This window comes from Megamonas sp. Calf98-2, from assembly GCF_900110235.1.
Classification (GTDB): Bacteria; Bacillota; Negativicutes; order Selenomonadales; family Selenomonadaceae; genus Megamonas; species Megamonas funiformis.
Window position 1 is genome coordinate 1 of record NZ_FOCY01000022.1, and the last position, 14354, is coordinate 14354.

Sequence of the window (14354 nt, forward strand, 5' to 3'; positions counted from 1 at the left end):
TTAATTCTTTTCTGATAACTCCGTCGTTAATAAATTTACCACCATTTTTATAATTTTCTTCCTGTTTTGCGAGAGTATAATTATAGATGAATCTAGCAGTTCCTACAGATTGCCACAGTTTTTGTTCTTGCTCTTTTGTTGGATAAATTCTAACTTCTTTCGCAAGTATCATCTTCTATTAACTCCTTAATCATTTTTTTAGCTTTATTAGCTCTTCTTTTTCCTTGAAGTCTACAACTAAATACAGTAACTATTTGAATTAAATCTTCTACTAACTCTTGTTCTTCAGTTCTCTCTGTATTATCAATAATTTCAATTGTTGTTCCATATTTTTCACAAAGATTTTCTATCAATTCATATCCAAATCTAATTAATCTATCTTTATAAAGAATTACTACTTTCTCAATCTCTGAATTAGTAATCATATCAATTAATTGATTCAGTCCTTTTTTATTATAGTTAATTCCGCTTCCAATATCCGTTATTATCTCAAATTGATAACCTTTTGCAATCATATATGTCCTTACATTTTCAATTTGCCTTTCAAGGTCATCTTTTTGCTTAGTTGAACTAACTCTGCAATAACCAACAATTTTTTTATTTATTTTAGTTTTTATCTTCAAACCTAAAAAATTATTAAGTTGTTCTTGAGAATAATATCTTGTACCACCAGTAGTTACATAAGCAGGTTTAAAAGTATTATTTTTATCCCAATTTCTAAGAGTTTGAATTGTTTTCCCTATTTTGTCTGCAAATTCTCCTATTGAGTAATATTTCATATTATCACCTCAATAGTATTATATCATAATCTTTAAATAATTTATAGATTTTTATATAAAATTATATATTATTTATAACAGCTTTAAGCCTCCTTATTTATATTATTATCAAATTTAAAATCATTTATAAATCCTAGTTTTATACTATTAATTATATCATATTAATAATAATTATTAAATAAGAATTTATTTTTGATATTTATAAGCTTTTATTGATTAACGACAGCTTTACAAAATAAAAAAAGTGCAGAAAATAAATTTCTGCACTTTTAATTGCTTTATTCTATATTTTAAATTACTTATTAATAAGCATAGCCCTGGGCAAGCATAGCATCTGCTACTTTTAAGAAACCAGCAATGTTTGCACCTACTACAAGGTTACCTTCAAAGCCATATTCTTTTGCAGTTGTTGCTGCATTTTTGTAGATATTTACCATGATTGAATGTAATTTTGCATCTACTTCTTCAAATGTCCAACTTAAACGTTCGCTGTTCTGGCTCATTTCAAGACCGGAAGTAGCAACACCACCAGCATTTGCAGCTTTTGCAGGAGCAAAGAGAACTTTATTGTCTAAGAAATAGTTGATTGCATCAATAGTGGAAGGCATATTTGCACCTTCACCAACAACTTTACAGCCGTTAGCTACAAGAGCTTTTGCGGATTCAAGATCAATTTCATTTTGAGTTGCACAAGGAAGAGCAATATCGCATTTAACAGTCCAAATACCTTTGCAACCTTCATGATATTGTGCACCTTCAACACGTTCAGCGTATTCTTTAATACGTTTACGTTCAACTTCTTTAATCTGTTTTACAACATCAAGTTTGATACCATCATTATCTACTACATAACCATTGGAATCGCTCATAGCAATAACTTTTGCACCTAATTCCATAGCTTTTTCAGCAGCATAAATAGCAACGTTACCAGAACCAGATACTACAACTTCTTTACCAGCAAAAGATGTATTACTATCTTTTAACATTTCTTCAACGAAATAGCATAAACCATAACCAGTTGCTTCAGTTCTTACTAAAGAACCACCGAAGGATAAACCTTTACCAGTTAATACACCAGTGAATTCGTTGCGAAGACGTTTGTATTGACCAAATAAGTAACCAACTTCACGAGCACCAACACCGATATCACCAGCAGGAACGTCAGTATCTGCACCGATATGTTTTGCAAGTTCAGTCATGAAGCTTTGGCAGAAACGCATGATTTCCATATCAGATTTACCTTTTGGATCGAAATCACTACCGCCTTTACCGCCACCCATAGGAAGAGTAGTCAAAGAATTTTTCAATACTTGTTCAAAACCCAAGAATTTAATTACAGAAGCGCATACGGAAGGATGTAAACGAAGACCACCTTTGTATGGTCCAATAGCAGAGTTAAATTGTACTCTATAGCCACGATTTACTTGTACGTTACCATTATCATCAACCCATGTTACACGGAAAGTAATCATACGTTCAGGCTCAACCATGCGTTCAATAATATTAGCTTTTTCATAAGCAGGATTTTTTTCAATTGCAGGTGTAATAGATTCTAAAACTTCATAAACTGCTTGTTGGAATTCTGCTTCGTTTGGATTTTTAGCTACTACTTTGTCGTAAACTTTCTGTAAATATGCGTTTTTTAAACTCATGATTAAACCACAACTCCTTGATAGAAATATCTTTATTCACAAATCATAAAATAAAATAGATATATAAATTTTACTTATATACCTTTTCTGTATTTAACGTAAATCATTATAGCACGTCATTTTTATCTTGCATAGATATTTTTTTACAAATTTACAATTAAATACTGTATACAGTATTTCCAAACTCCATTATAGCAGGTATTTATCACGTATTTTGGCTCTTGTGTACAGTATGATATAATAGATAATAATTTAATTATTATACAGAAAAGATGTGTTATCATGAATAAATTACAAAATTATCTAAATGATTATGTACAAAAATTAGATGGAGATTGGTCTTATTTAATCTACAATCTGAAAAATCCCCAAGAAATAATTTGCTTAAATGAAAATCACCTTCATAAATCAGCTAGTATGATTAAAGTTCTTATTTTAGCTACATTATGCGCTAGTGATTTAGATTTTAATGAAAAAATCTCTATTGATTATGTACCACATGTTGAAGGTGGTGGCGCATTACAAGAAATGGATAGTGATACAAAAGTCAGCATCAAAGCTCTTGCTAGTCTAATGATTGTCCTTAGTGATAATTTAGCTACAAATATTCTCATAAAAAAATTAGGTATGCATAATATTCAAGCTTATGCTGATAAATTAAATTTAAAACAGACAAAAATTCAACGTTATATGATGGATTTTGAAGCAAGTAAGCAAGGTAGAGAAAATTATTTAACTGTAAATGATTACCATAAATTACTTTGTCATATCTATGATAATCGTCATTTAGCAAGGTTTAATATCGCATGGCAAATCTTAGCTCGCCAACAATTTAGAGACCGCATTCCTTATTATTGGGATGAAGATATTGTATTCCATCATAAAACAGGTATGCTTGATTTTGTCGAACATGATGGTGGTATTTTAGAAGCAGATTTTGGCACTTATAGTATTATTATTTTTGCTTCTAATTTAAAATCAAATGCTATCGGTGGTCGTGAAATGGGAAAATTAGGGCAATATATTTATAATTATCTAGCACAAAAATAAATTTGATTATCTAATCATTAAAGGACTGATTATATGTTTAAAATTATTTCACCTAAATTAATTTTAATTTCTATATTCATAGTATATAGTTTCCTCATCAGTGGTTGTAGTGATGAAGCTATGACTGATGATACTGTTCGCTATGCTTTAGAAAGCGAACCATCTACTTTAGACCCTGCTAAAAGTACAGCTCTCGCTGAATCAAATGTAGAACTTGCTTTATTTGAAGGTTTGACTCGTTTAGATGAACATGAACAACCTCAACCAGCAGCAGCTAAAAGTTGGGATATTTCTCCAGACGGCACAGAATACACATTCCATTTGCGTGATAATCTTCTCTGGAATGATGGTACACCTCTTACTGCTCATGATTTTGAATATGCATGGAAACGCGTACTTGACCCTCAAACAGCTTCTGAAAATGCTTATATGATGTATCCATTAAATAATGGTGAAGCCTTTTTCAAACAAGAAGTATCTGCTGACCAAGTAGGGATAAAAGCTTTAGATGATAAAACTCTATATGTAAAATTAAAAGCACCTATCACATATTTTTTAAATTTAACTGCCTTTCATGCTTATTATCCTGTACCACGTCATGTTGTTGAAAAAGACCCTGAAATCTGGGCAGCTAATGATAAAATTGTTTCTAATGGGCCTTTCGTTTTAACTCATTGGATACATTCTAATCAATTACAATTTGTCAAAAATGATAAATATTGGGATAAGGATAAAGTTAAACTTGAAAATATGCAATGGCCTATCAGTGAATCTCAATCCACTCGTGTTTCTATGGTAGAAAGTGGTCAAGCTAATATCACTGTAGAACCGCCAATCTCTGAACAAGAACGCTTGACTAAAGAAGGCTTATTCAAAATGAGTCCTTATTTAGGCTCTTATTATTATAGTTTCAATACACAAAAAGCTCCATTTGATAATCCTCTAGTGCGTAAAGCTTTTTCTATGGCTGTGGATAGAAAAAAACTTGTCAGTAATGTAATTAAAGGTGGCAAAGAGCCAGCTTATGCTTGGGTTCCTCCTGGGCTTACTAATCCTATAACTAAACAAGATTTTCGCCGTGAAGGTGGCAATCTCGTAGAATACAATCCACAAAAAGCAAGAGAATTACTCAGTGAAGCTGGATATCCAAATGGCGAAGGTCTTCCTCCTATAACTATTTTATATAATACAAATGAAATGCATAAAGCTGTAGCCGAAGTAATCCAAGCTATGTGGAAAGAAAATTTAAACGTCAATGTAGAACTTTTAAATCAAGAATCAAAAGTGTATTTAGACGCTAGAAATACAGGAAATTTCCAAGTAGCTCGTGCTTCATGGATTGGAGATTATGCCGACCCTATGACTTTTATGGACGTATATCTTGATGAAAATAACGATGGTCAATATCACAATCCACTTTATAATGATTTAATTCGTAAAGCTCAAAATACAAACAATCAAGAAATTCGCATGCAAGCAATGCATGAAGCTGAAAAAATCTTGATGGACGATGCTGTTGTCTTACCGATTTATTACACTACTCAACCTTATATAGCTCAACCTTATGTAAAAAATTATCGCTGGTCAATATTAGGCACTATCGATTTTAAAGAAGCATATATCGAAAATTCCCCTGAAAAAGCTTCCGAAAAATAAATCTTATAAGTAAAACCATTATATATTTAAATATAATGGTTTTTTCTTTTATATTTTCAATAAAGTCAAAACATTTAATTGACTCATACTTATTCAAATGCTATTCTAATAATTAGATTTATTAATAATATTTATGAATAAAGGAGGCTTCCTTTATGATGAAGACTCGCCACAAAGGCAAAATTCTTGGCATTGGTAGTTGTATTGGCATCATAGCGCCAGCTACTGCTTGTGCAGATTTTGATTATACTCCTGGCATTGAACTTTTGCATCAATGGGGTTATAAAACAAAAATCTCCAAAACTTTAAAAACAAATGAAGGTTATCTCGCAGGTTCTGATAAATTGCGAGCAAGTGAACTCAATAAATTTTTTGCTGATGATGAAGTTGATGCTATCTTATGTTTTGGTGGTGGCTATGGTTGTACACGTATTCTTGATTTATTAGATTACGATTTAATCCGCAAACACCCAAAATTATTAATAGGTTTTAGCGATATTACAGCTCTTCATACTGCCATTGGACAAAATAGCCGACTTGTTACTATTCATGGACCTATGCTCAAAACTTTATCACGAAAACCTACGCAATATACGATTTCTTCTTTTTGTCGTGGTCTTCGCATGTCTGTTCCACTCGGTGCTTTTCCATTACCTAAAAAACATGATTTAGAATCATTTTATCCAGGTAGAGCATTTGGTAAGTTAATCGGTGGCAATCTAAGCGTTATCACTTCTCTTTGCGGTACTCCTTATGAATTAAAAGGGGAAAATAGTATTTTATTCTTAGAAGATATCGGTGAAGATGCTTATGCTATCGACCGTATGCTTCGTCAACTTTGGCAAAACGGTTTACTAAAAGACATCAAAGGTTTAATCTTCGGCAATTTTTCTCATTGCCAACCAAATAAACAAGAACCTTATGAATTTACTGTTAAAGAAATTTTACAGCAGTATGCTAATTTAGCCAAAGTTCCTACAATTTATAATTTCCCAGCAGGACATGAACGCACAAATGCATTTTTGCCATTAGGTGTAAATGCTACTATTAATATTACTGAGGATAATATTAATTTCTTTATCAGTGAAGCGCACTGCAAATTACGTTAATTCTATTAATTTCATCAATTAATTTTATTTTTAGAAAGATTTTATTTATGTACAAACAAGATTTAAAACAATTAGTCTGTCAAGAAATTGATAAACTCGAACCCGTCTTATCTAAACTTGCTGATTATCTTCATCAACATCCTGAAATCAGTATGCAAGAAATAAAAGCGGTAAATTATCTCAAAAAACTTTTAGAAGAATTTCAATTTATATTCACGCCTATTCTCAAAGACACATTTTCTACTGCTTTTATTGCCACTAAAGGAAATGGAGATAAAAAAATCGGCTTTTTAGCTGAATATGATGCCCTTCCTGATATTGGTCATGGCTGTGGTCATAATCTCATTTGTTTAATGAGTCTAGGGGCTGGATTAGCTTTCAATGCTGTAACAGATAAAATTGCCCAAACAGTAATCTTCGGCTGTCCTGCTGAAGAAACTATTGGCGCTAAATTAAATATTGCCGATAATGGTTATTTTGATGATTTACAAGCATGTTTAATCATTCACCCTGATGATAAAACAACTATCGGTGGCACATCATTTGCCACTCACCCTTTAGAAATAACATTTCTAGGCAAAGAAGCTCATGTAGCTGACCCTGTATATCACGGTATCAATGCTTTAGATGCTCTTGTAGATTTTTATCAAGAATTTAAAAATCTTAAGCAAAGCTTTACTAAACCTAATATCATTGGCACAATTATCACAGATGGTGGCATAGCTCCTAATATCATTCCAGCTAAAGCTACGCTAAGAGCTACTATTCGCAGTCTTGATACAGATTATTTAGAAGAAGTCATGCTTCCACAAATCAAAAAATTAGCACAAAAAATAGCGCTAAAACATCAAACACAGTTAAAAATGCATCACTATGAGCCACTTTATAAAAACTTGCGCAGTGATAAACTATTAAATCAATATTATCAAGAAAATTTCTCTCTACTTGGCGAAAAATATACTCTACTTCCTGATGATTTTGCTGATGGCTCTACTGATGTAGGCAATGTCAGTCATGTTACTAGAACTTGTCAACCTACTATTTGCATTGGCAATAATTTATTTGTTCACACTTTAGAATTTGCTAATGCCAGTGGTTCTGAATATGCGAAGAAACAAGCATTAATTGGTGCTAAAGCTATGGCAATGACTGCTATTGATGTGCTATTTGAAAAATAATCATATTTTGAGGTCTTATTCATTATGAAAATCATACAAATTCAAATCGGTAAAGTTAAAATTCCCTTAAAAAAACCTTTTATAACAGCCCTGCGCCGTGTTGACTTTGCCGAAGATATCATCATAAAAATAATCACTGATACAGGCAATATAGGTTTTGGCAATGCTCCGCCAACTGCTGTCATCACAGGAGATAGTCAAGCGTCTGTAGTCTCTGCCATTCATGATATCATTGCACCTAAATTAATCAGCTTAGATATTTGCGAATTAGAAACTATTTGCAATCAAATTGATAAAGCAATGCTTCATAATTCTTCTGCTAAAGCTGCTATAGATATCGCCATTTATGATTTATTCGCTCAGATGTGCAATTTGCCATTATATAAATTATTAGGTGGCTATCGTACAGATATAAAATCTGATTTAACAATTAGCTTACGCGAACCTGAAATCATGGCTCAAGATGCGCTTGAAGCTGTAAATAATGGTTATACTGATTTAAAAATCAAAGTTGGCAACGACTCAGCTTTGGATTTTAAACGCATTATTGCCATTAGAAATGCTGTAGGCAATGAAATAAACATTCGCCTAGATGCCAATCAAGGTTGGAAACCTAAAGAAGCTGTTCGCCTAATTCGCCAATTTGAAGATAAAAATTTAAATATTGAACTCATTGAACAACCTGTAATCGCTCATGATACTGTAGGTCTAAAATTTGTAACAGATAATGTAGACACTCCTATCATGGCTGATGAATCAGCTTTTGGCACATATGAAGTATTTGAACTTCTCGCTAAAAGAGCTTGCGATTTAATCAATATCAAGCTCATGAAAGCTGGCGGTATTCACAATGCTTTAAAAATCGCTGACATGGCAAAAATTTGTGGCGTTGAATGTATGATGGGTTGTATGCTCGAGTCCAAAGTAGGCATTACAGCATCTGCTAGTTTAGCTGGTGGTAAATCCATCATCACTAAAGCAGATTTAGATGCAGCTGATTTACTTGCCACAGACCCTATAGTTGGTGGTATATCCTATAAACAAAATCATATCATTTTAAATGAAAACAATGGTCTTGGCATAACAGATATCAAAGACTGGGAATTTATCACTGAAATAAAATAAAGGCTAGAAAATTCTAGCCTTTTTTTGTATCTTTATAAAAAATCTCAATTAATAATTAAATTTTATTTTAATCTTTGCTATAATAAAATTGTTATGCATATAATAATTATCATTTAAGAGGTGTTTATATATGGCTAAAGAAAAAAAAGATAAAAAAGCATTAAAAAATGCTAAAAAAGATATTTGGAATAATTATTCCGCTTCTGAAAAAAAAGCATTAGAGAAACTTTGCTTAAACTATCGTCATTTTTTAAGTAAATGCAAAACAGAACGTGAATGTGTAAAAGAAATTATTTTCCAAGCTCAAAGAGCTGGTTATAGAGATTTAAAAGATATCATCACTAATAAAGAAACACTTCAAGCTGGTGATAAAGTTTATTCCGTATGTATGAATAAATCTGTTGTATTATTCAATATCGGTTCTGAACCTATGGAAAATGGCATGAATATTCTAGGTGCTCATATCGATAGTCCTCGCCTTGATATCAAACAAAATCCACTTTATGAAGATGGTGGACTTGCTTATATGGATACACATTATTATGGTGGTATCAAAAAATATCAATGGGTTACTGTTCCACTTGCTATCCATGGCGTTGTAGCCAAAAAAGATGGAACTATTGTTGATATCAATATCGGTGAAGATGATAATGACCCTGTATTTTGCGTAACAGATTTATTAATTCATTTAGCACAAGAACAAATGCAAAAAAATGCTGCTAAAGTCATTGAAGGTGAAAACCTCGATATCTTAGTTGGCTCTATTCCTCTTGATGGCGCTGAAAAAGATGCTGTAAAAGCAAATGTTTTAAAAATAGTTGGCAAAAAATACGGTATCGAAGAAGAAGATTTCCTCTCTGCTGAACTTGAAGTAGTTCCTGCTGGTCGTGCTAGAGAAGCTGGTTTTGACCGTAGTATGATCATCTCTTATGGTCAAGATGACAGAGTTTGCGCTTATACTTCTTTAGTAGCTATGCTTGAAACTAAAAGTATGACTCGCACAGCTTGCTGTCTTCTCGTAGATAAAGAAGAAATCGGTTCTGTAGGTGCTACTGGTATGCAATCTCGCTTCTTTGAAAACGCTGTAGCTGAAGTTTTGAATTTACTTGGTCAATATAGCGATTTAACATTAAGACGTTGTCTTGCTAATTGCAAAATGTTATCTTCTGATGTAACTTCTGCATATGATGCTTTGTATAAAGGTTCTTTTGATATGAAAAATATCGCTTACCTTGGTCATGGTATGGCATTTAATAAATTTACAGGAGCTCGTGGAAAATCTGGCTCTAATGATGCTAATGCTGAATATCTCGGCAATATCCGTGCTATCATGGAAAAAAATAATGTAGCTATTCAATTTTCTGAGCTTGGTCGTGTAGACTTAGGCGGTGGCGGAACAATCGCTTATATCATGGCTCTATATGGTATGCAAGTAATAGATAGCGGTGTTGCTGTATTGAATATGCACTCCCCATGGGAAATCACTAGCAAAATCGATGTTTATGAAACTAAAAAAGGATATAGTGCTTTCTTAAAAGACGCTTAAAATAAAAAAATGCCTTCTAAAGCTAAAAACTTTATGAAGGCATTTTTTATTATTTTTATACAACAGCTACTAAGGCATAAAATAACATAATATAATTTATACTCAAAGCATAAGGCAAAATTTTCTTGATAACTAAATTAGTATCCACATCTACATATTGCATCAAAGCTATATTTTGCACATCTAAAGGGTCCATCATTTTTCTCAAATTGTTCAACGATAATAGTGCCATACCTAATACCATAGGATTCATAGATGTTGAAGATATTATCACAGCACTTAGACCAGCCCCCATACCTTGCAAGTTGAAAGGCCCTTTGTATAAAACAAGTGGTGATAATATCGTGAAAAATAATAGACATTGCGTTGGCGATTTTGGCATTAAATGCAACAATAACGGTGCCATTAAATCTACAACTTCTGGAGTCTTTACCGCATGCATGAAAATCCCCACACTTGATAATAAAATAATAACCTTTGTAGATTTATAAATACTAACCTTCAATAATTCCAACATATCCATAAATGGCTGCTTGGAGCCCATAGCTAAAAAGCCATAAGATAAGGCTAAAATTAAACCTGTTTCAATATTTAATTTAAAGCCAAAAACAGCTATAAATGGTATGAAAATAGTACATAATCCCTGCCAATTTACTTTTATATTTTTCTGCTCATAATCTATGCTTTCAATATCTTTAACATATTTACTGTTCAATAAAATATAAAAAACTAAAGCTATAACGCCAACAATTGCCATGATATAATAAAAATCTTTTACTTTATCAATATTCCATGACAATAAATTAGCGTACAAAATATGATATCCAGGATTTAAACAACTACCTATCGCACTAGATAATAATAACAACACGACTGAACCTTGCTTATTAAATCCTATTTTTAACAAAATAGGCATAAATATAATAGCAATCAAAATTATCGAACTAAAATTTGTTATTATACTAGAAACGATTATTGTCAAAATAGCTACTACCCATAAGATACCTTTTAAATTATGTTGCAAATACTTTAAACATAAATGATTTATACTCTCATCTAATTTAAATTCTACAATAAATATTGCTAGCATCACACTTAAAATATAAATAAACATCGGCTCAGCTAAAGTCGTAGCTCCTTTTACAATAACATAATCAGCAATGCTATATTCACTGCCTATTATGGGAGTGCCAGCTAATATCGCTGTAACTATACCAAAAGCTGGCAAAGCACGTACAAATTCTACTTTTTTTGTTATTATTAAACCTACTGTCAACAAAAATATTAAAAAAACTAAAATGGCTAATAATCCATAATCTTCCATGACACTATCACCCACTTTATATTTTATTTTTATTCATTAGCTTTATTTAGTTCATTTACTTTGGCAATAGTTTCTGGTGATACTACAATCTTACAAGCACCAGCTTCCACTTCCATCAAATCGCCAGCTTGATACAATAAACCTATTGAACCATCATGACAAATAAAATAATTATGACTTACATATGGTATTCTTTTTGATAAATTAACACCATTATCCAAACCATCAACGGCATAAGCTTGGCTGTTATTCAAAGCATCTTGCAATTGTTCTAAATTGATATTTAGATATCTACTCATAGGTACACGTTCGCCAGTATGTTTATCATATGTGATAGTATAACCTTCTAATTCCATACTATTAGAGAATTTCTTTTTCTTATTCACATAAAACATCAAAGAAATAATATTATCATCTTCATATTTTTCATAATAAGTCATATCAACTTTGCTATATACATGTTTTTCTATCTTTTCTTTTAAATCTTCAAGCTGTGCTTCAATATCTTCATTTATTTTGTCTTCAATCTTTTTATCCTCTATATCTACTACTGGATAAGCTAAACTATATGTTTGTTTTTTATCTCCCATATATTCACTAGACACTTGAGCTGTAGATATCGAGGGCAAGAAACTAAGTAACGTAAAAATTATACATATTTTGATTATATTATTCATAAAAAAACCTCCATTAACTATTAATATCCACAAATTATTATTAATTATATCATAAATATTTAAGACTATCACAAAATAAAAACAGAGTATAACTTTTCTTTCGATAAGCTATACTCTGTTTTATTTATCTATCCTTAATAACCATTTACTACCACATCAACTTTTCCTGTATCTGGATTAATGATTAAACCATGTACGGGGATATCATTAGGAATTAATGGATTTTCATGTATACTTGCTACGCTTTTTTCCACATTATCCTTAGGATTGTGAAATGTATCAATCCATTGGGATAATTCATCTTTTATTTTATCAATAGCTTTTCCATCAATACCACGTTTTATCATAGTATCAATCAATTCTTTTGAAGTAGCTGTTGCCATACCACAACCATAATGACCAATAACCATAATTTCCTTGATATCAAATTGATAAATACAAACTAACAAACTGCGAATTACATCATCAAATTTACTAGTTATTGTATTGCCTGCCGTTTTTATCATTTTGACTTCACCGCGACGAATACCAAGTGCTGGCTCTAATAATTCAACCAAACGCGTATCCATACAACTAACAATAGCTAGATGTTTTTGTGGATATTTACTCCAAGTATTCACTTCTTGTGTATGTTCAAGATAAGCTTGATTTGCCTGTAAAACTTCATCTAAAAGCGTCATATATCTTCTTATCCAAGCTCCTTTTTTATTTATTTAATTTATAGACTACCCAATAGTAATTGTATAAAAAGCATCAAATTGCTTACTTGGTGCTAAATGCAATATACCTTTTTTATTGGAAAAATCTGTTTTTTGAGTGCTATCAGCTAAACCATACCATGGTTCAATGCATAAAAATGGTGCTTTCACTGGTTTTGTCCAAATGCCAAGATATGGAAAACCTTTGAAATTAACTTTTACAAAATGATTGTTTGCTGTATTAGTTAATTTCACTTCTTCAGAAAATAATTTTTTAAATACTAGAGCATCTTCAATAAATAAATCATGGTTTAAGCGCAATACTTTACCATAAACAAGTTTTACTGGAGCTACTCCGCCATCAAATACTCCTGCAGAATTTACATGATAAGAAGTCAATGGATTAGCTTCTGTCTGTTCAAACTCGAGTTCATGTTCATCAAAAGAGCCTTCAACGCCAATTGGACAATTAAATGCAGGGTGAGCACCAATGGAAAAATACATATCTTCTTTTGTATCAAGATTTTCTACTTTCCATGAAACTTTTATTTCTGCAAAATTAATAGTATAGGTAACTGTCAATTTAAACTTAAATGGATACATTCTCAATGTATCTTCATCATAAGTCAATGTGTATTCCAAAGAATTTTCTGTCTGTCCGCTAAACTCAAATTCTTTATCACGAGCAAAACCATGACCTGGCATACGATAAACAGTTCCATCATATTCATATTGACCATTTTTTAATTTACCAACAATAGGAAATAAGATTGGCGCATGTCTTTGCCAGTAATTAGGGTCAGCCTGCCAAATATATTCAATACCTGTATCTTTAGCTACAAGGCTATGAATTTCAGCACCATGAGTATCTACAGTGAGGCGTAAAATATCATTTTCTAACGTTTTTAACATGAAAAAAACACCTTCTTATGTTTTATTTTTTATAACAAATCTCCCATGCGTTCTTGAGGTACTGTTAAATCTAAATGATTATCTAATGCTTCTAATACTTTTCCTTCAACAGTAAAGCGAACTGCTTTTATATCTTTGAATTCTGTTAAAGAATTTACAATAGAGCCAATCAACATTAATTCCCCAGTAGAACCACCTGTGAAATTTGTTTTAAATGCTTTATTAAAATCAACAGTGGCAATATTATTATTTACTTTAACTGATAAAACTTGTGTATCTTTTGGCATGATATAGATACCTTCTTTATCAGAAATAGGTCCATCTATTAATGCTTGTACAACAGCTTTGTATTTATCTTCACGATTTAAATTTATCTGTCTTTGTGTTGGAATTAATTTTTCACCATTAGCATCAGGGAAATAAATTGTAACACCAGATACTTTCTTTTCGTTTGTTTGGTCCATATCACTTGCACTAGTGCTAGAAGAACTTACTTCTTTATTTACATTTTCCTGTACAGAGCTAGAAGAACTTTTTTCTAAATTCGTACCTTGCTCTGTACAACCAGAAGTAATTGTTAAAATAGATATTGATAAAACTGCTAATAAACCTTTTATAGATTTTATTTTTACTCTCATTATTTTTCGC

Annotated in this window: 14 protein-coding genes; 6 read left to right on the forward strand and 8 right to left on the reverse strand. The window is 31.6% G+C overall.

The window, feature by feature from the left end; genetic code table 11:
* From BMX03_RS07655 to gdhA, 3 genes are all read right to left on the reverse strand, one after another.
* A partial coding sequence (locus BMX03_RS07655) for a helix-turn-helix domain-containing protein (protein WP_177159369.1) occupies nucleotides 1–172 on the reverse strand: 172 nt, incomplete at its 3' end.
* On the reverse strand, nucleotides 150–779 hold the full coding sequence (locus BMX03_RS07660) for an IS607 family transposase (protein ID WP_091694692.1): 630 nt from the start codon (nucleotides 777–779) through the stop codon (nucleotides 150–152). The genes BMX03_RS07660 and BMX03_RS07655, both read right to left, overlap by 23 nt.
* A 302-nt stretch (nucleotides 780–1081) precedes the next feature.
* Nucleotides 1082–2431, reverse strand: a complete 1350-nt coding sequence (gene gdhA / locus BMX03_RS07665) for an NADP-specific glutamate dehydrogenase (RefSeq protein ID WP_018998675.1) — start codon at nucleotides 2429–2431, stop codon at nucleotides 1082–1084.
* 282 nt (nucleotides 2432–2713) lie between these two features.
* Here gdhA and BMX03_RS07670 point away from each other — a divergent pair, with 282 nt between their 5' ends.
* From BMX03_RS07670 to BMX03_RS07695, 6 genes are all read left to right on the forward strand, one after another.
* Nucleotides 2714–3481: a serine hydrolase gene (locus BMX03_RS07670; RefSeq protein WP_091694695.1), complete on the forward strand. Its 768-nt coding sequence runs from the start codon at nucleotides 2714–2716 to the stop codon at nucleotides 3479–3481.
* A gap of 33 nt (nucleotides 3482–3514) precedes the next feature.
* Nucleotides 3515–5137, forward strand: coding sequence for a peptide ABC transporter substrate-binding protein (locus tag BMX03_RS07675; RefSeq protein WP_091694698.1), 1623 nt, complete (start codon nucleotides 3515–3517; stop codon nucleotides 5135–5137).
* A 155-nt stretch (nucleotides 5138–5292) separates the two neighbouring features.
* The gene (locus BMX03_RS07680) at nucleotides 5293–6246 is read left to right on the forward strand and encodes a S66 peptidase family protein (protein WP_015563197.1); all 954 of its coding nucleotides are present in this window, start codon (nucleotides 5293–5295) and stop codon (nucleotides 6244–6246) included.
* Between the two features lie 47 nt (nucleotides 6247–6293).
* Complete coding sequence (locus tag BMX03_RS07685; protein ID WP_091694701.1) at nucleotides 6294–7424, forward strand: amidohydrolase; 1131 nt, start codon at nucleotides 6294–6296, stop codon at nucleotides 7422–7424.
* Between the two features lie 24 nt (nucleotides 7425–7448).
* Nucleotides 7449–8549 carry a dipeptide epimerase gene (locus BMX03_RS07690; RefSeq protein ID WP_091694703.1) on the forward strand — a complete coding sequence of 367 codons (1101 nt, stop codon included), beginning with the start codon at nucleotides 7449–7451 and terminating at the stop codon, nucleotides 8547–8549.
* 130 nt (nucleotides 8550–8679) lie between these two features.
* A complete protein-coding gene (locus BMX03_RS07695; protein ID WP_091694706.1) occupies nucleotides 8680–10095 on the forward strand; it encodes an aminopeptidase in 1416 nt (471 codons plus the stop codon).
* 55 nt (nucleotides 10096–10150) lie between these two features.
* Here BMX03_RS07695 and BMX03_RS07700 read toward each other — a convergent pair whose 3' ends face one another.
* The 5 genes from BMX03_RS07700 to BMX03_RS07720 form a co-directional block, all read right to left on the reverse strand.
* On the reverse strand, nucleotides 10151–11419 hold the full coding sequence (locus BMX03_RS07700) for a hypothetical protein (protein ID WP_091694708.1): 1269 nt from the start codon (nucleotides 11417–11419) through the stop codon (nucleotides 10151–10153).
* A 29-nt stretch (nucleotides 11420–11448) separates the two neighbouring features.
* Complete coding sequence (locus BMX03_RS07705; RefSeq protein ID WP_022228377.1) at nucleotides 11449–12096, reverse strand: hypothetical protein; 648 nt, start codon at nucleotides 12094–12096, stop codon at nucleotides 11449–11451.
* Between the two features lie 134 nt (nucleotides 12097–12230).
* The gene (locus tag BMX03_RS07710) at nucleotides 12231–12776 is read right to left on the reverse strand and encodes a beta-class carbonic anhydrase (RefSeq protein ID WP_022228378.1); all 546 of its coding nucleotides are present in this window, start codon (nucleotides 12774–12776) and stop codon (nucleotides 12231–12233) included.
* A gap of 45 nt (nucleotides 12777–12821) precedes the next feature.
* Nucleotides 12822–13706, reverse strand: coding sequence for an aldose 1-epimerase family protein (locus tag BMX03_RS07715; protein WP_091694711.1), 885 nt, complete (start codon nucleotides 13704–13706; stop codon nucleotides 12822–12824).
* A 29-nt stretch (nucleotides 13707–13735) separates the two neighbouring features.
* The gene (locus BMX03_RS07720; RefSeq protein WP_015563189.1) at nucleotides 13736–14344 is read right to left on the reverse strand and encodes a GerMN domain-containing protein; all 609 of its coding nucleotides are present in this window, start codon (nucleotides 14342–14344) and stop codon (nucleotides 13736–13738) included.
* Nucleotides 14345–14354 lie beyond the last annotated feature (10 nt).

Coding starts and splice junctions, on each gene's coding strand:
- BMX03_RS07660 (WP_091694692.1), bottom strand. CDS start 779: ATGAAATATTACTCAATAGGAGAATTTGCAGACAAAATAGGGAAAACA.
- gdhA (WP_018998675.1), bottom strand. CDS start 2,431: ATGAGTTTAAAAAACGCATATTTACAGAAAGTTTACGACAAAGTAGTA.
- BMX03_RS07670 (WP_091694695.1), top strand. CDS start 2,714: ATGAATAAATTACAAAATTATCTAAATGATTATGTACAAAAATTAGAT.
- BMX03_RS07675 (WP_091694698.1), top strand. CDS start 3,515: ATGTTTAAAATTATTTCACCTAAATTAATTTTAATTTCTATATTCATA.
- BMX03_RS07680 (WP_015563197.1), top strand. CDS start 5,293: ATGATGAAGACTCGCCACAAAGGCAAAATTCTTGGCATTGGTAGTTGT.
- BMX03_RS07685 (WP_091694701.1), top strand. CDS start 6,294: ATGTACAAACAAGATTTAAAACAATTAGTCTGTCAAGAAATTGATAAA.
- BMX03_RS07690 (WP_091694703.1), top strand. CDS start 7,449: ATGAAAATCATACAAATTCAAATCGGTAAAGTTAAAATTCCCTTAAAA.
- BMX03_RS07695 (WP_091694706.1), top strand. CDS start 8,680: ATGGCTAAAGAAAAAAAAGATAAAAAAGCATTAAAAAATGCTAAAAAA.
- BMX03_RS07700 (WP_091694708.1), bottom strand. CDS start 11,419: ATGGAAGATTATGGATTATTAGCCATTTTAGTTTTTTTAATATTTTTG.
- BMX03_RS07705 (WP_022228377.1), bottom strand. CDS start 12,096: ATGAATAATATAATCAAAATATGTATAATTTTTACGTTACTTAGTTTC.
- BMX03_RS07710 (WP_022228378.1), bottom strand. CDS start 12,776: ATGACGCTTTTAGATGAAGTTTTACAGGCAAATCAAGCTTATCTTGAA.
- BMX03_RS07715 (WP_091694711.1), bottom strand. CDS start 13,706: ATGTTAAAAACGTTAGAAAATGATATTTTACGCCTCACTGTAGATACT.
- BMX03_RS07720 (WP_015563189.1), bottom strand. CDS start 14,344: ATGAGAGTAAAAATAAAATCTATAAAAGGTTTATTAGCAGTTTTATCA.